The 18,913-nt window shown below is 70.3% G+C and carries 14 protein-coding genes and 3 tRNA genes; 8 read left to right on the forward strand and 9 right to left on the reverse strand.

Annotation, left to right across the window (positions count from 1 at the left end; translation table 11 throughout):
- Positions 1–232 precede the first annotated feature (232 nt).
- Positions 233–1,078, forward strand: coding sequence for an HD-GYP domain-containing protein (locus tag ACE3OU_RS10515; RefSeq protein WP_374241514.1), 846 nt, complete (start codon positions 233–235; stop codon positions 1,076–1,078).
- A 27-nt stretch (positions 1,079–1,105) separates the two neighbouring features.
- Here the strand turns inward: ACE3OU_RS10515 and ACE3OU_RS10520 are convergent, their stop codons facing one another.
- From ACE3OU_RS10520 to ACE3OU_RS10530, 3 genes are all read right to left on the reverse strand, one after another.
- Positions 1,106–1,885: an alpha/beta fold hydrolase gene (locus ACE3OU_RS10520; protein WP_374241515.1), complete on the reverse strand. Its 780-nt coding sequence runs from the start codon at positions 1,883–1,885 to the stop codon at positions 1,106–1,108.
- A gap of 74 nt (positions 1,886–1,959) precedes the next feature.
- Entirely contained in the window at positions 1,960–2,817 is an 858-nt protein-coding gene (locus tag ACE3OU_RS10525; protein WP_374241516.1) for an NAD(P)/FAD-dependent oxidoreductase, read from the reverse strand.
- Entirely contained in the window at positions 2,811–3,278 is a 468-nt protein-coding gene (locus tag ACE3OU_RS10530; protein ID WP_374241517.1) for an FAD-dependent oxidoreductase, read from the reverse strand. The genes ACE3OU_RS10525 and ACE3OU_RS10530 overlap by 7 nt, the downstream gene beginning before the upstream one ends.
- A gap of 184 nt (positions 3,279–3,462) precedes the next feature.
- Between ACE3OU_RS10530 and ACE3OU_RS10535 the strand changes: the two genes are divergently transcribed.
- From ACE3OU_RS10535 to ACE3OU_RS10550, 4 genes are all read left to right on the forward strand, one after another.
- Positions 3,463–3,539 (forward strand) — tRNA-Arg (locus ACE3OU_RS10535).
- Positions 3,540–3,639: 100 nt separating this feature from the next.
- Positions 3,640–3,716, forward strand: a tRNA-Arg gene (locus ACE3OU_RS10540).
- Positions 3,717–3,811: 95 nt separating this feature from the next.
- Positions 3,812–3,888: transfer RNA gene (locus tag ACE3OU_RS10545), tRNA-Arg, on the forward strand.
- Between the two features lie 240 nt (positions 3,889–4,128).
- The gene (locus ACE3OU_RS10550) at positions 4,129–4,896 is read left to right on the forward strand and encodes a hypothetical protein (RefSeq protein WP_374241518.1); all 768 of its coding nucleotides are present in this window, start codon (positions 4,129–4,131) and stop codon (positions 4,894–4,896) included.
- Between the two features lie 27 nt (positions 4,897–4,923).
- On the opposite strand, the gene ACE3OU_RS10555 is transcribed toward ACE3OU_RS10550, so the two are convergent.
- Together ACE3OU_RS10555 and ACE3OU_RS10560 are read right to left on the reverse strand one after the other, a co-directional pair.
- Entirely contained in the window at positions 4,924–5,391 is a 468-nt protein-coding gene (locus ACE3OU_RS10555; protein ID WP_374241519.1) for a DUF1854 domain-containing protein, read from the reverse strand.
- A gap of 11 nt (positions 5,392–5,402) precedes the next feature.
- Positions 5,403–7,751, reverse strand: coding sequence for an ABC transporter ATP-binding protein (locus ACE3OU_RS10560; protein WP_374241520.1), 2,349 nt, complete (start codon positions 7,749–7,751; stop codon positions 5,403–5,405).
- Positions 7,752–7,978: 227 nt separating this feature from the next.
- Between ACE3OU_RS10560 and cphA (ACE3OU_RS10565) the strand changes: the two genes are divergently transcribed.
- Both cphA (ACE3OU_RS10565) and cphA (ACE3OU_RS10570) read left to right on the forward strand, forming a co-directional pair.
- Positions 7,979–10,174 (forward strand): cyanophycin synthetase, encoded by a 2,196-nt coding sequence (gene cphA, locus ACE3OU_RS10565; RefSeq protein WP_374241521.1) that lies wholly within the window; start codon positions 7,979–7,981, stop codon positions 10,172–10,174.
- Positions 10,175–10,263: 89 nt separating this feature from the next.
- Positions 10,264–12,843, forward strand: coding sequence for a cyanophycin synthetase (gene cphA / locus ACE3OU_RS10570; protein ID WP_374241522.1), 2,580 nt, complete (start codon positions 10,264–10,266; stop codon positions 12,841–12,843).
- A gap of 33 nt (positions 12,844–12,876) precedes the next feature.
- On the opposite strand, the gene ACE3OU_RS10575 is transcribed toward cphA (ACE3OU_RS10570), so the two are convergent.
- Genes ACE3OU_RS10575 through ACE3OU_RS10585 form a run of 3 tightly spaced genes read right to left on the reverse strand, consistent with a single transcriptional unit; the run spans position 12,877 to position 16,845 of the window.
- Positions 12,877–14,397 carry an FAD-dependent oxidoreductase gene (locus tag ACE3OU_RS10575; protein WP_374241523.1) on the reverse strand — a complete coding sequence of 507 codons (1,521 nt, stop codon included), beginning with the start codon at positions 14,395–14,397 and terminating at the stop codon, positions 12,877–12,879.
- Between the two features lie 6 nt (positions 14,398–14,403).
- Positions 14,404–15,894, reverse strand: a complete 1,491-nt coding sequence (glpK, locus tag ACE3OU_RS10580; protein WP_374241524.1) for a glycerol kinase GlpK — start codon at positions 15,892–15,894, stop codon at positions 14,404–14,406.
- A gap of 48 nt (positions 15,895–15,942) precedes the next feature.
- The gene (locus tag ACE3OU_RS10585; RefSeq protein ID WP_374241525.1) at positions 15,943–16,845 is read right to left on the reverse strand and encodes a hypothetical protein; all 903 of its coding nucleotides are present in this window, start codon (positions 16,843–16,845) and stop codon (positions 15,943–15,945) included.
- Between the two features lie 155 nt (positions 16,846–17,000).
- Here ACE3OU_RS10585 and ACE3OU_RS10590 point away from each other — a divergent pair, with 155 nt between their 5' ends.
- Positions 17,001–18,305 carry a hemolysin family protein gene (locus ACE3OU_RS10590; RefSeq protein ID WP_374241526.1) on the forward strand — a complete coding sequence of 435 codons (1,305 nt, stop codon included), beginning with the start codon at positions 17,001–17,003 and terminating at the stop codon, positions 18,303–18,305.
- A gap of 54 nt (positions 18,306–18,359) precedes the next feature.
- Here ACE3OU_RS10590 and ACE3OU_RS10595 read toward each other — a convergent pair whose 3' ends face one another.
- Positions 18,360–18,902, reverse strand: a complete 543-nt coding sequence (locus tag ACE3OU_RS10595) for a hypothetical protein (protein ID WP_374241527.1) — start codon at positions 18,900–18,902, stop codon at positions 18,360–18,362.
- Positions 18,903–18,913 lie beyond the last annotated feature (11 nt).

Raw genomic sequence — 18,913 nt, forward strand, 5'->3', positions numbered from 1 at the left:
CGTGAAAGAGCGCACGTCCGCCCGCGGTATAAGGGATTTTCTTACACGCTCTTTGACGCTTTCAGAAACAATAAAAATGAGAATATCACTAAAATAACATCAAGGCGGGTTTGAGACGCCGCCGGTCGTGGTTCGAGCCACACCCGAGAGAAGGCACCCGGCACGCCCCGACCCCAGCAGAGAAGGTCCGGTGCACGGGCGAGGGCGAAACGGCCTCAACGAGGAGCGCATGATGAACAGCAAGATCGCAGCAAACCAATTTCAATCCGTCGTGCCCGATGCCCGGGCCGAAGGCATGCAGCCCGCCCCCGTGCCGGGCGCTCCGCAGGCGGACGAACGGGAAGCCGCCGCCGCCCGTGCCCAGCTCAATCGCCTGATGCGGGAGCTGCAGGACGTGCGCGACCAGCGCGACGAGGCCTTCCGCGCCCTCGAGCGGGCCCACCAGGACACCCTGTTCCGCCTGGCCCGCGCCGCCGAGCACAAGGACGGCGAAGTCGGGGCCCACATGCAGCGGGTCGGGGCCTTCTCGGCGATGATCGCCGAGGCCCTGGGTTGCCCCAACGAGTATTGCGAGATGCTCTACAAGGCGGCCCAGATGCACGACATCGGCAAGATCGGCATCCACGAGAGCATCCTGCGCAAGACCGGGCCGCTGACCTCCGACGAGTGGCGCCTGATGCGCGAGCACCCGCGGATCGGCGCCAGCATTCTGGCCGGCTCCGACGCGCCGGTGCTGGAGCTGGCGGCCGAGGTGTCGATGGCTCACCACGAGCACTTCAGCGGCGCGGGCTACCCCCAGGGCCTGAGCGGCGAGGCGATCCCGCTGTCCGGGCGCATCGTGGCCCTGGCCGACTTCTTCGATACCCTGTCGATCGACCGTTGCTACCGACCGGCGCGCGGCGACGCCGAGATCCTGGACATGATCCGCGAGCGGCGCGGCCAGCAGTTCGACCCGCGGGTGGTGGATGTCTTCTTCGGGATCGTGGACAAGCTGCTGGTGGCCCGGGATGCGATCAACGCGGTCGAGGAGATCACCGACGTGACCGACTCCGACCCGGACTGGTGCCTGATCTTCTGAGGCCCCCGCGGGGGCCTTGGGCCCTCTTTACTGTTGCGTGTCGAGGATGCGGTCGACGAAGCCCGCCACCGCCTCGATGACGGCCGCCGGCTGGTCCTTGTGGGGCGAGTGGCGGCAGTCGGCCAGCTTGACGAGGTCCACGTCGCGGGCCTGGCCGGCGATGCGGTCGATCTGGTCGAGGGTGCCGTATTCGTCGTCCTCGCCCTGGATCGCCATCACCGGGCAGGCGATGCGCGGGAGGTATTCCTCGATGTTCCAGGCGCGGAATTCGGGGCTCAGCCAGATCCGCTGCCAGGCCTCGAAGACCGTGGCGGCGTCGGCGTGGTAGCGGCCGAGGCGCTGGATCAGGTCGGTCCGGGCGGCGACCGCGACGGCGTCGCGGATGCCGGCCAGGGTGATCTCCTCGACCAGTACATGGGGCGCCATCACGACGATACCCGACAGGGGGCGCGGGCTGCCGCCGGCGTTGATCAGCGAGATCGAGCCGCCGTCGCTGTGGCCGAACAGGAAAGGCCGCTCCAGCTCCAGGGCGTCGAGCAGGGCCGGCAGCACGTCCAGCGCCTGCTCGTGCATGTAGCGGGGCGTGTTGGGTGCGCTGCGCGGCGTCGAGCGGCCGTAGCCGTAGCGCGAATAGACCACCGCCTCGCAGCCGGTGGCGTCCGCCACCTTCTGCGGGAAATCCCGCCACATCGAGATCGAGCCCAGCCCTTCGTGGAGGAACACCATGGCCGGCGCGCCCGCCCGCGGGTGGGCCGAGGCGAGGCGGACGAACTCGAGGTCGGTGTCGAGGATGCGGACGGTCTTCATCGGGGCTCCGGTCGATAGCTCATATAGAGGGGTGGAGCGGGATTATCCCGCAAACCACCCCCGCGGGGCGCGCGTCAGTGCAGCTTGACGTGGGGTTCGGTGCGCCGCGTGATCATCCGCGCCAGCGTGTCGAGCGCGACCTTGACCCAGCCGTGCAGGGCCAGCTCGTGCATCTTGTACAGGGAGGTGTACATCAGCTTGGCGAAGCGGCCTTCGATGAACAGGTCGCCCCGGGCCAGCCCGCCCATCATGTTGCCGACGGTGCTGAACTCGCCGAGCGACACCAGCGATCCGAAATCCTTGTAGCGGTAGTCCTCCAGCGGCTTGCCGGCCAGGCGGCGGCGGATCTGCCTGAGCAGGTGGGTGGCCTGCTGGTGGGCGGCCTGGGCGCGGGGCGGCACGAAGCCGTTCTTCTCGGGCCACGGGCAGGCGGCGCAGTCGCCCATCGCGAAGACGTTGTCGTCGAGGGTGGTCTGCAGGGTCTGGCGCACCAGGAGCTGGTTGATGCGGTTGGTCTCCAGGCCGTCGAGGCGGGTGAGGAACTCGGGGCCCTTCACGCCGGCGGCCCACACCACCAGCTCGGCCGGCAGCACCCGGCCGTCGGCGAGGCGCACGCCGTCTGGCAGCACCTCGGCCACCTTGGCGTTGGTGTGCACATCGACGCCGAGGGAGCGCAGCAGCTTCTCGGTGGAGTTCGACAGGCGCTCGGGCAGGGCGGGCAGCACGCGGGGCGCGGCCTCGATCACCGACAGCTTGATGTCCTTGTCGGCGTCGACCCGGTCGAGGCCGTAGGCCACCACCTCGCGGGTGGTGTGGTGCAGCTCGGCGGCCAGCTCGACGCCGGTGGCGCCGGCGCCGATGATCGCCATGTGGAGCTGCTCCGGCCGCAGGGGCGTGCCCTGGGCGTGGGCGCGCACGCAGGCGTTCACCATGCGTACGTGGAAGCGCCGGGCGTCTCGAGCTTCATCGCGTTCTCGCGTACGCCCGGCGTCCCGAAATCGTTGCTCTGGCTGCCCACCGAGATGATCAGGGTGTCGTAGGGGAAGGAGCGGGCGGGGGTGACCTGCTGGCCTTCGGCGTCGACGTAGGGCGCCACATGGACCAGGCGCTGTCGGCGGTCGAGCCCGGTCATCTCGCCGATGCGGAAATGGAAGTGGTGCCAGTGGGCCTGGGCCAGGTAGCCGACCTCGTGGTCGCCGATGTCCATGCTGCCGGCGGCGATCTCGTGGAGCTTGGGTTTCCAGATGTGGGTGCGGGTGCGGTCGATCAGGGTGATGTCGGCCTTGCCGCGGCGGCCGAGGGTGTCGCCGAGGCGGGTGGCGAGCTCGAGACCTCCGGCGCCTCCGCCGACGATGACGATTCTGTGCAGACGATTGCCGGCTTGCGTGTTCATCAGCGCTCTCCTCCGAGTTTGTAAAATTCTCGAGATTTTATTGTAGGGCTTTTGTGCACCGCAGCAAACCGGTCTGGGGTCCTCGTTTACCCTGATGAAACACGGCCTCCAGAAGAAATTTCATCGAACTGCATCAAAGGGCTTCCAATTTCGAAAAGCGCATGTATAATCTCGGCTCTTCAACGCGCCCGTAGCTCAGTTGGATAGAGTACTTGGCTACGAACCAAGGGGTCGTGGGTTCGAATCCTGCCGGGCGCGCCAGTTTTGCAAGAGTGACTTTCGAGTCACCTGTTTTGATTGACACGATGTCGGTTGCAGTGCAGCCGGTGGTTGGTCAAAATCGTTGGGTTGTTGTATGTGTGCGCCCGTAGCTCAGTTGGATAGAGTACTTGGCTACGAACCAAGGGGTCGTGGGTTCGAATCCTGCCGGGCGCGCCAAAGTTTCAGCAATCATCCCGAGTCATCGGGGCGGTTGATTCGGTCGATGTGGCGGCTGCGCTTGCGGTGCCGCAATCGGCTGAAAGTTGGGTTATGCGCCCGTAGCTCAGTTGGATAGAGTACTTGGCTACGAACCAAGGGGTCGTGGGTTCGAATCCTGCCGGGCGCGCCAGACAAGCAAAACAGGGACTGCAGCAATGCAGTCCCTGTTTTGCTTTGTGCGCTCGCCGTCCGTGGGCCTGCATGTCCAGCCGGCGTGATGGCTGGCGGAGGGCGGTGAGGCCGACCCGGGTTGCTGGCTCGCCCGTCCGGGGGCGAACGTCCGGATCTCCGGCGCCGGGATTTGCGCTCGATCAAGTCGTTTTATTTGAGAATGGTTATCATTGGCTTTTCAGTGAAAACCCTCACCGTCATGCCCCTACGACTGCGTTGCTGCTGCTTCCTGCTTGCCTGGCTGCCCGGGCTGGCGCTGGCCGACCCGGAGATCATGGTCCATGAGGGCGATCTCGCCGAGCGGGGCGAGGTGGTGGCGTCGCTCCATGCCAACACCACGCTCAAGGGACAACGCGCCAGCGAAGGCCGCACCTGGCCCGTGCATCGCCTGAGCTACCTGATGGCCGAGTTCGCCACCGGGCTCGCGCCGGGCTGGGAGGCGGGCGTGCATCTGCCGGTGATGCGCAGCGGCGTGGATGGCCCGGCGTCGGACAACGGCGCCTGGGGGGCGTCCGCGCTGATGTTCCGCCTCAAGCACATCCGCGAGGCGGGGCGGTGGTTCTATGGCTTCAACACCGAATACGACATCAACGCCCGTCGCTACGTGGAGGCGCCGCGCAGCGCCGAGTTTCGCGGGATCGTCGGCTACGACGGGGAGCGCTACCGGGTCACCGCCAACCCCCACCTGATCTGGGGCTGGGGCCGGGCGGGCGTCGAGCGCGCACCGGATCTCAACCTCGACCTGAAGGCGCTCCACAAGGCCTCGGAGCGCTTCGCCTGGGGCGTCGAGGCCTACACCGACGGCGGCAAGGCCAATCGCCTGCGGCCCGGCGAGGGTGACCGGACGGCCTATCTGGTGACGGAGTTCGAGACCGCCCAGGGCGCGCTCCACCTCGGCATCGGCCGCGGCTTCAAGGAGACGCCCGAGCGCTGTCTGCTGAAGGGCGTGTGGTCGACGCGCTTCTGAAGGGCCAGGCCGGCCCCGGGTGGGCCGTTACAGGAAGCGGTCCAGCATCTTCTTGCTGACCGGGTCGAGGGCGTAGCGGTCGCGGATCAGGAAGTTGATGCCGCGGCTGTCGGCGATCAGGAGGGCCGGGCGGGCGAGGCGGCGGATGTCCTCCTCGCCCTTCAGGACCATCGTGGTCGGGCCGCGGTCGGTGTCGATCTCCCAGGTGCTGGGCGTCGCGAAGCTGGAGACGCTGCGGATGCGCTGGATCACCGGCATGAACTCGCGGCTGGCCAGGTCGTCCTCGAGGGCCTGGCGGGAGGCGGGCGGCAGGTTGTCGATGCGTTCGACCCAGGCGAGCTCGTCGCCGTCGGGGCTGACCAGGCCGATGCCCTCGGTGGGCGCGGCGATGGGAAACGAGCGCACCGGCGTGACCGGGTGGGCGGTGCCGGCGGCGTCGATGAGGACGAGCTGGCCGAAGGCGTTGCGTTCGAGTTGGATGGCGGCGTGGGGCATGGCGGGGGGGCTCAGGCGTTGGCGTGTTCGCGATGCAGCGGCACGCGCGGTTGTTCCTTGGGGTCGCCGTCGTCGAGCTTGCGGGACTGGGCTTCGTAGAGGCGGAAGTAGGCGCCCTGTTTTTCCATCAGGGCCTCGTGGTTGCCGATCTCGACGATCTGGCCGCGGTCGAGGACGACCAGGCGGTCGGCCTTGCGCAGGGTGGACAGGCGGTGGGCGATGGCGATGGTGGTGCGGCCGCGGATGAGGTTCTCGAGGGCCGCCTGGATCTCCATCTCGGTCTCGGTGTCGACGGCCGAGGTGGCCTCGTCGAGGATCAGGATGCGCGGGTCGATGAGCAGCGCGCGGGCGATGGAGATGCGCTGGCGCTCGCCGCCGGAGAGCGCCTGGCCGCGCTCGCCCACCAGCGAATCGTAGCCGTGGGGCAGGCGCATGATGAAGTCGTGGGCATGGGCCGCGCGGGCGGCGGCGATGATCTCGTCGCGGCTGGCGTCGGGCTTGCCGTAGGCAATGTTCTCGGCGATGGTGCCGAAGAACAGGAAGGGCTCCTGCAGCACCAGGCCGATGTTGCGGCGGTATTCGGACACCGGCACCGCGCGCACGTCGACGCCCTCGATGCGGATCGAGCCGTCGGTCACGTCGTAGAAGCGGCAGATGAGGTTGACCAGGGTGCTCTTGCCCGAGCCCGAGTGGCCCACCAGGCCGATCATCTCGCCGGCCTTGATGTTGAGGTCGACCCCCTTGAGGATGGTGCGGTTGCCGTGGCGGAAGCCGACCTTGCGGCACTCGATGGCGCCGGTGACGGGCGGCAGGTGCTGGGGTTTGGTGGGCTCGGGCACGCTGGAGACGTGGTCGAGGATGTCGAAGATGCGCTTGGCGCCGGCGGCGGCCTTCTGGGTGAAGGACACGATGCGGCTCATGGAATCAAGCCGGGTGTAGAAGCGCGAGATGTAGGTGAGGAAGGCGGTGAGCACGCCGACGGTGATCGACTTGCCCGCCACCAGCCAGATGCCGAAGCCCCACACGATCAGCAGGCCGACCTCGGTGGCCAGCGTGACGGTCGGCGAGAATACCGACCATATGCGGTTCACCCGGTCGTTCACCTGCTTGTTGCGCAGGTTGGCCTCGCGGAAGCGGTTCACCTCGCGCTTCTCCTGGGCGAAGGCCTTGACCACGCGGATGCCCGGGATGGTGTCGGCGAGCACGCTGGTGACCTCGCCCCAAACCCGGTCGACCTGCTCGAAGCCGTAGCGCAGGCGGTCGCGCACCGCGTGGATCAGCCACGCGATGAAGGGCAGCGGCACCAGCGTGACGAGGGCCAGCCAGGGGTTGATGGAGATCAGGATCGCCGCCGTCATGGTGATCATCAGCACGTCGGTGGCGAAGTCGAGCAGGTGCAGCGACAGGAACAGGGTGATGCGATCGGTCTCGGCGCCGATCCGCGACATCAGGTCGCCGGTGCGCTTGCCGCCGAAGTACTCGAGGGACAGGCCCTGGAGGTGCTCGTAGGTGGTGATGCGCAGGTCGGCGCCGATGCGCTCGCTGGCCAGCGCCAGGATGTAGGTCTTGGCCCAGCCCAGGCTCCACGCCACCAGCGCGGCGGCCAGCAGCCCGCCGAGCAGCATCATGACCTTGTGCTGGTCGATGGGCACGCCGTTCTGGAAGGGAATCAGCACCTCGTCCATCAGCGGCATGGTGAGGTAGGGCGGCACCAGGGTGGCGGCGGTGGAGGCGAGGGTGAGCAGGAAGCCGGCCAGCAGCTGGCCCTTGTACGGGCGGGCGAAGCGCCACAGGCGGAACAGGGTCCAGGTGGACGGCGGGGTGTGGATCTCGCGGGCGCAGGTGGGGCACTCGTCGGTGCCGGCGGGCAGCGGCGCGTCGCAGGTGGGGCAGGTGAGGGGCTCCGGCGGGGTCGGCTCGCGGCCCGCCAGCACGCATTCGAGCTGGGCGTGGAAGCGGTCGGCCAGGTTGCGGGCGGCCGGGTCCTGGGCCAGCGTGAAGCGCCAGCAGGCGAGCCGGGCCCGGGTGTCGACGAGGTCGAGGCTGGCGACGCCGGCCTGGTCCCGGTGGCGCAGCTGCATGCCCTCCCGGTAGGGCCACGACTGCCAGTCCTGCGCGCCATCGTCCCAGGCCATCAGGCGGCTGTTGGTGAGCACCACCAGGCCCGGGCGGAACTGCAGGCGGGTGTCCAGATCGAGGCTGAGGCTGGCGAGCACCTTCTCGCCACCGGCGAGGGCCTTGTCGAGGGCGGGGCGCCAGGTGTCGGGCACGGCCGGGCCGAGGTAGTCGCTGTAGGCGCCGGAGAGGGCCGAAGAACTGCCAGCCGGGGCGGCCGGAAGGGAATCTGAGTGGGAATTCATTTCGATGGACGCGATTGGGCCACAGGAAAGGGCTTGCGTGAGGCAGAATTGCGGACGAAGTTTACTGACTCGTTACAAGCGCGTACACCCAGTGTGGGCCGGAACGCACCGGCTCGCGGAATATTTTTTTCGCAGGTAATCCTGACCCGGCCCTGCTGCGTTAAAGGCGGATTCAGTCCGCCCCGACGTCAGCCGACACCAGGCCCGTCCACTCCACACCCTTGCCCATGACCAACAAAACGATCGATTTCCTCAAAGTGCTCCACCTGCGGGGACCGAACATCTGGACCTACCGGTCCGTCCTCGAAGCGTGGGTCGACATCCACGATCTCGAAGATTGCCCGTCCAACGTCATCCCCGGGCTGCCCGACCGCCTCACCACCCTGCTGCCGACGCTCATCGAGCACCGCTGCAGCATCGGCGAGCGGGGCGGCTTCGTGAAGCGGCTGCACGACGGCACCTGGCCGGGGCACATCCTCGAGCACGTCACCCTCGAGCTGCAGAACCTCGCCGGCATCCCGGGGGGCTTCGGCAAGGCCCGCGAGACCTCGGAGCGGGGGGTGTACAAGGTGGTCATCCGGGCCTGGCAGAAGGAGGTCTCCGTGGCCGCGCTGAACATGGGCCGCGACCTGCTGATGGCCGCCATCGAGGATCGCCCCTACGACGTGGACGCCGCCGTCGCCAAGCTGCGCGACCTGATCGACGACTACATGCTCGGGCCCAGCACCCGCTGCATCGTCGAGGCCGCCGCCGACAAGAGCCGGCGCATCCCCTACATCCGCCTGCTGGCCGAGGGCAACCTGGTGCAGCTGGGCTACGGCGCCCGCCAGCGCCGCATCTGGACGGCCGAGACCGACCGCACCCCGGCCATCGCCGAGGGCATCGCCAGCGAGAAGGACCTCACCAAGTCGCTGCTCGCCTCCTGCGGCGTGCCGGTGCCCGAGGGCGAGGTGGTGGCCAGCATCGAGGAGGCCATCGCCGCCGCCGAGGATATCGGCTACCCGGTGGTGGTCAAGCCCACCGACGGCAACCATGCCCGCGGCGTGTTCGTCAATGTGATGACCCCCGAGGAGGTCGCGACGGCCTTCCCGCTCGCCGCGGCCGAGGGCTCCGAGGTGATGGTCGAGCGCTTCATCAAGGGCACCGAGCACCGCATCCTGGTGGTCGGCGGCAAGATGGTCGCCGCCAACATGGGTGAGGCGGTGTCGGTCAAGGGCGACGGCAAGTCCACCATCGATGAGCTGATCGACAGCCAGATCAACACCGACCCGCGCCGCGGCGTCGAGCACGAGTTCCCGCTGTATGTGATCAGCCTCGACCGCTTCCCGGCCGCCAAGATGGAGGTCGAGCGCCAGGGCTTCACCGGCAGCTCGGTGCCCGAGAAGGGCCAGGAGGTCATGATCGTCCGCACCAGCAACATGGCCTTCGACGTCACCGACGAGGTGCACCCCGACACCGCCGAGCTGGCCTGCCTGGCGGCGCGCATCGTCGGCCTCGACATCGCCGGCATCGACCTGGTCTGCGAGGACATCTCCAAGCCGCTGGATGTGCAGCGCGGCGCCATCGTCGAGGTCAACGCCGGCCCGGGCCTGCTGATGCACATCAAGCCCGCCGTCGGTCAGCCGCGCCCGGTGGGCGAGGCGATCGTCGACCATCTCTTCGAGAAGGACGAGGATTCCCGCATTCCGGTGGTCGGCGTGACCGGCAGCCGCGGCAAGACCCCGGTGGCGCGCCTCATTGCCCATCTGTCGCGCCTGTCGGGCCAATACACCGGCCTCGCCTGCAGCGAGGGCGTGTTCCTCGATGGCCGCCAGGTGGAGACTCCCGAGGGCACCAACTGGGACGCCGCCGAGCGCGTGCTGATGAACCGCTCCGTCGAGGCGGCGGTCTTCGAGAACGGCTGCCGCGACATCCTCGCCGACGGCACGGTGTACGACCGCTGCAGCGTCGGGGTGGTCACCAACATCGACCCCGAGCTGCATTTCGGCGAGTTCTACATCGACGCCCCCGAAAAGGTCTGGAACGTCTTCCGCACCCAGGTCGACCTCGTGCTCTCCAGCGGCGTCGCGGTGCTCAACGCCGAAGATCCGGCGGTGGTCGAGATGGCCTCCCTGTCCGACGGCGACGTGATCTTCTTCGGCGTCGATGGCGGCGCCGAGGCGATCGTCGCCACCCGCGCCGAAGGCAGGCGCGCCGTGTTCGTCAAGGACGAGGCCATCGTGCTGGCCACCGGCGAGGCCGAAGAGGTGCTCGCGCCGCTCGCCCGCATCCACATGCTGGCCGACGGCGAGGCCGCCAGGCCGGGCGTGCTGCCCAACCTGCTGGCCGCCATCGCGGGCGCCTGGGCCCTCGACATCTCCCCGGCGCTGATCCGCGCCGGCGTGCTGCCCTACAACCCGAAGGCCCCGCTGCGCGGCGACTGAACGCCCGCCGCCCACCGCCCGAGCTGACGAAACCGGCCCCCGCATCGAACCGGGGGCCGGCCAAAAAATAGAGACAAGGACTGTTATCCATGGAAGTTTCACGCATCCGGGCTCTGCGCGGCCCCAATCTGTGGAGCCGGCATACCGCGATCGAGGCCATCGTGACCTGCACCGACGACGAGTGCAACATCGACCAGATGTCGGGTTTCGAGACGCGCCTGCGCAACCTTTTCCCCGAGATGGGCTTTCTCGAGGCCGACGGCCCCCAGGGCCCCAGCTCCGTCGCCCACGCCCTCGAGCTCGCCGCCCTCGGCCTGCAGGCCTGCGCCGGTTGTCCGGTCACCTTCAGCCGCACCGCGCCGACCCTCGAGAAGGGCGTGTTCCAGGTGGTGGTCGAATACACCGAAGAAAAGGTCGGCCGCCTGGCCTTCGACCTGGCCATCGCGCTGCTCCGCGCCGCCGCCGATGACAAGCTCGGCTTCGACCTCGCTGACGCCCTCGGCCGCCTGCGGGAGCTCGACGAGGACGTGCGCCTCGGCCCCTCCACCGGCGCCATCGTGCAGGCCGCCGTGGCCCGCGGCATCCCCTACCGCCGCCTCACCGAGGGCAGCCTCGTGCAGTTCGGCTGGGGCAGCAAGCAGCGCCGCATCCAGGCCGCCGAGACCGACCTCACCAGTGCGGTGGCCGAGGCCATCGCCCAGGACAAGGAGCTCACCAAGACCCTGCTGCGCGCCGCCGGCGTGCCGGTGCCCCTGGGCCGCTCGGTCACCGACGCCGACGACGCCTGGCTGGCCGCCCGCGAGATCGGCGGCCTGGTGGTCGTCAAGCCGCGCGACGGCAACCAGGGCAAGGGCGTGGCGGTCAAGCTGCGCACCGAAGAAGAAGTGAAGGCCGCCTTCCGGGTGGCCGCCGAGATCAGCGACGACGTGATGGTCGAACGCTACCTGCCGGGCCACGACTACCGCTTCCTGGTGATCGGTGACAAGCTCGTCGCCGCCGCCCGCCGCGAGCCGCCGCTGGTCATCGGTGACGGCAAGCGCACCATCCGCGAGCTCGTCGACCACGTTAACAGCGACCCGCGCCGCGGCACCGGCCACGCCACCTCGCTCACCAAGATCCGCTTCGACGAGATCGCCCTCGCCACCCTGGCCAACCAGGGCTTCGACGCCGAGTCCGTGCCGGCCAAGGGCAAGCGCGTGATCCTGCGCAACAACGCCAACCTGTCCACCGGCGGCACCGCCACCGACGTCACCGACGACGTCCACCCCGAAGTGGCCGAGCGCGCGATCGCCGCGGCCCGCAACATCGGCCTCGACATCTGCGGCGTCGATGTGGTGTGCGAGAACGTGCTGGAGCCCCTCGAGGCCCAGAGCGGCGGCATCGTCGAATGCAACGCCGCGCCCGGCCTGCGCATGCACCTGCAGCCCTCCTACGGCAAGGGCCGCCCGGTGGGCGAGGCGATCGTCGGCAACATGTTCAAGCCCGGCGAGAACGGCCGCATCCCGGTGGTGGCGGTGGCCGGCACCAACGGCAAGACGACCACCGTGCGCCTCACCGCGCACATCCTCGGTGTGGCCGGCAACCGGGTCGGCATGACCAACTCGGATGGCGTTTACGTCGGCAAGCGCCGCATCGACACCGGCGACTGCAGCGGCCCGCGCAGCGCCCGCAACGTGCTGCTGCACCCGGACGTGGACGCGGCGGTGTTCGAGACCGCGCGCGGCGGCGTGCTCCGTGAGGGCCTCGCCTTCGACCGCTGCGACGTGGCGGTGGTCACCAACATCGGCATGGGTGATCACCTCGGCCTGTCCTACATCAGCACCGTCGAAGACCTGGCAGTGGTGAAGCGCGTGATCGTGCAGAACGTGGCGCCCCACGGCATCGCGGTGCTCAACGCCGCCGACCCGATGGTCGTCAAGATGGCCGGCGCCTGCCCGGGCTCGGTGTTGTTCTTCGCCCTCGATCCCAACAACCACGTGCTCGCCACCCACCGGGTGCAGGGCCGCAAGGTGGTGTTCGTCGACGGCGGCGACATCGTCGCGGCGGAGGGCGGCAACGAGTTCCGCGTGCCGCTGGCCGGCATCCCGATCACCCGCAACGGCACGATCTCCTTCCAGGTCGAGAACGCGATGGCCGCCATCGCCGCCGCCTGGGGGCTGGGCCTGAGTCCGGACATCATCCGCCGGGGGGTGGCCACCTTCGTGAACGACGCCGCCACCGCGCCGGGCCGCTTCAACGTGTTCGACTACAAGGGCGCCACCCTGATCGCCGACTACGGCCACAACCCGGACGCCATCCTGGCCCTGGTGCAGGCCGTCGAGACCATGCCGGCCAAGCGCCGCTCGGTGGTCATCAGCGGCGCTGGCGACCGCCGCGACGAGGACATCCGCGAGCAGACCCGCATCCTCGGCAAGGTGTTCGACGACGTGGTGCTGTACCAGGACGAATGCCAGCGCGGCCGCGCCGACGGCGAGGTGCTGGCCCTGCTGCAGCAGGGCCTGGTGGATGCCCCGCGGACCCGCGACATCGTCGAGATCCGCGGCGAGTTCCTGGCCATCGACACCGCGCTGTCCAAGCTGCAGCCGGGCGACCTGTGCCTGATCCTGATCGACCAGGTCGAGGAGGCCCTCGAGCACATCGCCAGGCGCATCGCCGAAACCCAGGCCTGACCGCGTCCGGCGTGCGCCGGCCGGCCTTCGCGCTTAAAGGAAGCCTTCCGCCACCCGGCGGAAGGCTTCTTTGCTTTCGGTCGTCCGGCGGGCGCTCCAGCCCAGCTCGTCGGCCAGGATGGCGGCGACGGCCGGCGCCGCCTCGATGGCCGCCGGGGCGTCGACGAACAGCGCCCGGTGGCGCCGGGCAAGCATGTCTTCGACCTCGCGCGCCTGCTCGTGGCGGGCCCCGTGGCGCACCTCGGCCTCGCTCAGGGTGAAGGCCGGATGCAGGCGCCGCGTGGCGCCGGGCAGGCGGTCGATCTCCGCCCGGTCGGTGCCGTAGCCGTCGGCGCAGGGCGCGCCGGGGCTGCCGTGGAGCGCCAGCCGCGCAGTCGGGCAGGGGTGCGGGGGCAGGCCGGCGCTGCCGGCGGCGTGGTCGATGACGTCCTCGGCCATCCGCCGGTAGGTCGTCCATTTGCCGCCCGCCACCGTGACCAGCCCGGCCGCCGACACGTCGATGGCGTGCTCCCGCGACAGCTGCGCCGTGCCGCCCGCGCCGCCCAGCAGCGGGCGCAGCCCGGCGAAGGCGCTGTGCACGTCGGCGCGGGTCGGGCGCTGGGCCAGGTAGCGGCCGGCGGTGGCGAGGATGAAGTCGATCTCCCCCGCGAAGGGGCGCGGCTCTAGCGGGCAGTCCGCCCGCGGCGTGTCGGTGGTGCCGAGGAGCAGGTGTTGCTGCCAGGGGATCACGAACAGCACGCGGCCGTCGGGCGTGCGGGGGATCAGCAGCGCGTCGCGACCGGGCAGGAAGCGCCGCTCCAGCACCACGTGGGCGCCCTGGCTCGGGGCCAGCCGGCGCGTCGCGGACGGGTCGTCCAGCCGGCGGACCTCGTCGCTCCACACGCCGGTGGCGTTGATGACCACCCGGGCCGCGATCGCGAAGGTTTCGCCGGTTTCGCCGTCCCGCGCCGTGACGCCGGCGACCCGGCCCCCCTCGTGGCGCAGCCCGGTGACGGGCAGATAGTTGATCGCCGTCCCGCCCAGATCGAACACCGTGCGCATCAGCGCGATGGCCAGCCGGGCGTCGTCGAAGCGGGCGTCCATGCAGGCGATGCCGCCCACCAGCCCCGCCGGCTGCAGGCCGGGCAGGGCGGCGGCGGTTTCCCGGGCCGACAGCAGGCGGCTCGGGCCGAGGCCGTGCCGCCCGGCCAGCCAGTCGTAGGCCGTCAGCCCGGCGGCGAGGACAAGGCGGTCCCACTGGCGATAAACCGGGACCACGAAGCGTAGCGGGTAGACCAGGTGGGGCGCGGTGGCGAGCAGGGTCGCCCGCTCGGCGAGGGCCTCGCGCACCAGCCCGAGGCGGCCCTGGGCCAGGTAGCGCACGCCGCAGTGGATCAGCTTGGTGGAGCGCGAGCTGGTGCCCTGGGCGAAATCATGGGCTTCGAGCAGCAGGGTCGAATAGCCCCGGGCGGCGGCATCCACCGCGCAGCCGAGCCCGGTGGCGCCGCCGCCGATCACCACCACGTCCCAGCGCGGCGCGGTGCGCAGGCGTTCGAGGAGCGGCTCGCGCTGCATCGCGGCTCAGGGGGCGGCCCAGCCGCGGGCGCGCTCGACCGCCCGGTGCCATTCGGCGATGCGGCTTGCGCGCCAGTCGGCGCTGCCCGTGGGCTCGAAGCGCCGCTCGGCCCGCCACAGCCCGGCCAGCTCGTCCGGGCCCTGCCACAGCCCCGCCGCCAGGCCGGCCAGCAGCGCGGCGCCGAGGGCGGTGGTCTCGGTCTGGTGCGGGCGGACCACCGGCACGCCGAGCAGGTCGGCCTGGGTCTGCATCAGCAGGTCGTTGCGCGCGCCGCCGCCATCGACCCGCAGCTCGCCAAGCGGCGCTGCGCCGTCGCGGCCCATGGCTTCCACGAGGTCGACGGTCTGCAGCGCGATGGCGTCGAGGGCGGCCCGGGCGATGTGGGCCTTGCCGACGCCGCGGGTCAGGCCCAGCAGGGTGCCGCGGGCGTGGCCGTCCCACCAGGGCGCGCCGAGGCCGGCGAAGGCGGGCACCAGCACCGCGCCGCCGCTGTCGGGAACCGAGGCGGCGAGGGCCTCGATGTCGGCCGTCCGCTCGATGAGCCCGAGGCCGTCGCGCAGCCACTGCACCACCGCGCCGCCGATGAAGACGCTGCCCTCCAGCATGTAATCCGTGCGCTCGCCGATGCGCCAGCCGGGTGTGGTGAGCAGGCGCTGGCGCGACTCGACCGGCTGCGCGCCGGTGTTGAGCATCAGGAAGCAGCCGGTGCCGTAGGTGTTCTTGGCCATGCCGGGGCGCAGGCAGGCCTGGCCGAAGGTGGCGGCCTGCTGGTCGCCGGCGATGCCGCCGATGGGGATAGGGCGGCCGAACAGGGCCGGGTCGGTCTCGCCGGCGAAGCCGCTGCTGGCCACCACCTCCGGCAGCGCGGCCGGGGGGATGTCGAACAGCGCCAGCAGCTCGTCGCTCCAGCGCTGGCGGTGGATGTCGAACAGCATCGTGCGGGAGGCGTTGCTCACGTCGGTGAGGTGCCGCCGGCCGCCGGTCAGCTGCCAGATCAGCCAGCTGTCGATGGTGCCGAAAGCGAGTTCGCCGGCCTCGGCCCGGCGGCGGGCGTCGGGGATGTGCTCGAGCAGCCAGGCCAGCTTGGTGGCCGAGAAGTAGGCGTCCAGCTCCAGGCCGCTCAGTGCGCGGATCCGCCCGGCGTGCCCGGCGGCCCGAAGCCGCTCGCAGTGGCCGACGGTGCGCCGGTCCTGCCAGACGATGGCCGGTGCCAGGGCCTCGCCGGTGGCCCGGCTCCACAGCACGGTGGTCTCCCGCTGGTTGGCGATGCCGATCGCGGCGACGTCGGAGGCGGTCAGGCCGGCCTGGGCCAGGGCGCTGCGGGCGCAGGCGAGCTGGGTGCGCCAGATCTCGTGGGCGTCGTGCTCGACCCGGCCGGGCTCGGGGTAGGACTGGCGGAATTCCTGCTGGGCGCTGGCGAGGGCCTCGCCCGCGGCGTCGAAGATGATGGCACGGCTGCTGCTGGTGCCCTGGTCGAGGGCGAGGATGCAGGGCATGGGGCGGCGGGCGGAAGGGATGACGCCCCCAGTATAGACAGCCGGGGCCTAGCCGCAGCCGCTGCCCTCGGCCCGCCGGGTGAAGCCGAAGCCGCCGTTGCCGCCGCTGCTCGGCTGGATGCAGATCATCAGCCCCAGGGAGCGGGCCGAACGCACGATGTCGGGCGGGAAGGCGGCGAAGGGCACGGCCCGCTCGACCACTGACTTCACGAAGTTGATCTCGGACTGCTGGTCGCCGGCCCGCGTCACGACGAAGCTCTTCAGGGAGCCGTCGGGGTTGATGCGCACCTCGATGGCCGCCGCCTGCACGCCGCGGCTGCGCGGGTCGCTCTTCACGAAGGCGGCGCTGCGGTTGAGCTTCTTGAGCAGGGAGTCGAGGTAGAAATCCAGGCTGAAGGGGTCGGGCGGCGGGCTGCCGGGGATGCGCTCGATGAGCATGGCCGGGTCATGCTGGGGGCTGCGGCTGCCCTCCCGCTGGGCCTGCCGCCCGGCCTCCCGGGCCATCGCCAGGGCGCGTTCGGCCAGGTCGGGCTGCGCTTGTGGCTTGACGGGCCGGGTGCGGGCCTCGCGCTCGAGCTCGTCGAGGAAGTCGTTCATCTCCTGCTTCTGGGCCACGCTCCAGGTGGGCGTGGACGGGGGCGCCCGCCGCTCGGTCGGCTTGCGGGCGGTGAGGATGCGTGGCGTGGCGGAGGCGGGCTTTGCCGGCTTCGGCTCAGCCTGGCGGGGGCGGGAGGGGGGCGCCGCCGCCGCCGCGGCGCGCTGGGCCGGCGGCCGGGTGTCGACGCGCGGCGCGGCGGGACGCGGGGCGAGGCGGGCCTCCAGGGTGGTGCTCCGGGCGGGGGCCGGCGGCGGTTCGACGTGCATCAGCAGCAGGCCGAGGTGGGCGAGCAGGGACAGGGCAAACGCTGCGGCGAGCGTTCGCGACCGCGGGGCGGGTGGAGCGTGGAGCATCCGCGCGATTCTAGACCCTGCTCCGGTACGCCGGGCCGCTTTTTGCGCCATCACATTCGGATTTTGCTGCCGTGCATCGTGCGCAGACGCGGCTACAATACGGGCGTTTTTCATTCCCCGGCCACACGCCCGCTGGGCGCAGGGTGGCCTGACTGATGGATATAGTCCTGATTCTGCTGCTGATTCTTCTCAATGGCGTGTTCGCCATGTCCGAGATTGCCGTTGTTTCGTCCCGCAAGTCCAGGCTGCAGAACCTGGCCGACGACGGGAGCCTGGGGGCCGAGGCGGCGCTCCGGCTGCACCAGGAGCCGGCAAGCTTCCTGTCCACCATCCAGGTGGGCATCACCCTGGTGGGTATTCTCAACGGTGCGGTCGGCGAGGCGGCGATCGCCGATCCGCTGGCCGAATGGTTCTCCCGCGTGCCGCTGCTCGAACCCTACGCGCGGGGCATCGCGCTGACCATCACGGTGGTGATGCTGACCTACTTCTCGGTGGTGGTCGGCGAGCTGGTGCCCAAGCGGCTGGCGTTGCTGGCGCCGGAGGGCATCGCCGCCCTGATGGCCCGGCCGATGATGATCCTGGCGCGCATCACCCACCCGCTGGTGGTGATCCTGTCGGGCTCCTGCTCGGCGCTGCTGCGCCTGGTGGGCGCCCGCCGCAAGGACGAGCCGCCGGTCACCGACGACGAGATCAAGGTGCTGATGGAGCAGGGCGCCGAGGCCGGCGTCTTCCACGAGAGCGAGCAGGAGATCGTCTCCAACGTGCTGCGCCTCGACGAGCAGCGCATCTCGGCGATCATGACGCCGCGCCGCGACATGTTCATCATCGACCTCGACGAGGGCGAGGCGGTGGTCTGGCAGCGCCTCATCGACACCTCGTTCTCGCGGGTGGTGGTGTGCCGCGACGGGCTGGAGCAGGTGCTCGGCGTGCTGCAGACCGGCGACCTGCTCAAGAAGGCCCTGCCCGGCCAGGGTGTCACGCTGGCCGACCTCGAGGCGCTGCTGCGCCCGCCGCTCTATGTGCCCGAGTCGGTGACGACCACCCAGCTGCTCGAGAGCTTCCGCCGCGCCCGCCTGCAGTTCGCGCTGATCGTGGACGAGTACGGCGAGGTGCAGGGCCTGGTGACCCTCACCGACGTGCTCGCCGCCATCGTCGGCGAGCTGTCGGTGCCCGAGGCCCCCGAAGACCGCGACATGCTGCAGCGCGAGGACGGCTCGTGGCTGGTGGATGGCGACGTCGGCATCGAGCGGCTCAAGTCGGTGCTTGACATCGGCGACGATCTGCCCGGCGAGGAGGAGCATTCCTTCAATACGGTGGGCGGCCTGATCATGCACGTGCTCGGGCGCATCCCCGCGCCCACCGACCACTTCGAGGCGGTTGGCTGGCGCTTCGAGGTGCTCGACATGGACCGCAACCGGGTCGACAAAGTGTTGCTGTCGCAGCCGCCCGCCGCCGGCTGAGCCGCGCGCCACGCCCCCGGCCCGGGGGCGTCCGTCAGCGTGCGGCCGCTTCGCCTAGCGGCTGCACCAGTCGCGCCGGTTGCCACGGCCGAAGGGGAGCGACATCCGCTCGGTGATGCTCAGCGTGCTGCGCACCTTGCCGCTGGTGCCGTCGAAGAGCACGTCGAAGCGGGCCGGCTCGGACCAGTCGTCGCAGTAGCGCCATTCCCACACCAGCTCGTCCCGCGCCTTGAAGTAAATCGTCCAGCCCGGATAGGAGGGGCCGAGGACGCGCAGCACCTCGTCCTGGCTCATGCCGGCCTGGATGCGCGCGAAGTAGCGTGGCTGCAACACGTTGTCGATGCTGACCAGCCGCCCGGCGGCGTCGGTGCGGGCCATCCAGGTGTGCACGCCCATCGGGCCCCGGGGGTAGGCGAGCTGCTCGCCGCCGTCGGCTTCGCGCCAGCGTATGGCCGGCGCGCCGAGGCTGCGCTCCAGGTCGGCGAGGGTGCTGACCCCGGGCGTGAGCGGCGGCCCGCCGAGCTGGGCGCAGGCGCCGAGGGCGAGGGCAGCGAGGCTGGGAAGAAGGGTCTTGAGGGCTTGGGTGAGGGCTTTCATGGGTTGCTCCG

It is taken from the genome of Zoogloea sp. (genome assembly GCF_041908905.1).
Taxonomy (GTDB): Bacteria; Pseudomonadota; Gammaproteobacteria; order Burkholderiales; family Rhodocyclaceae; genus Zoogloea.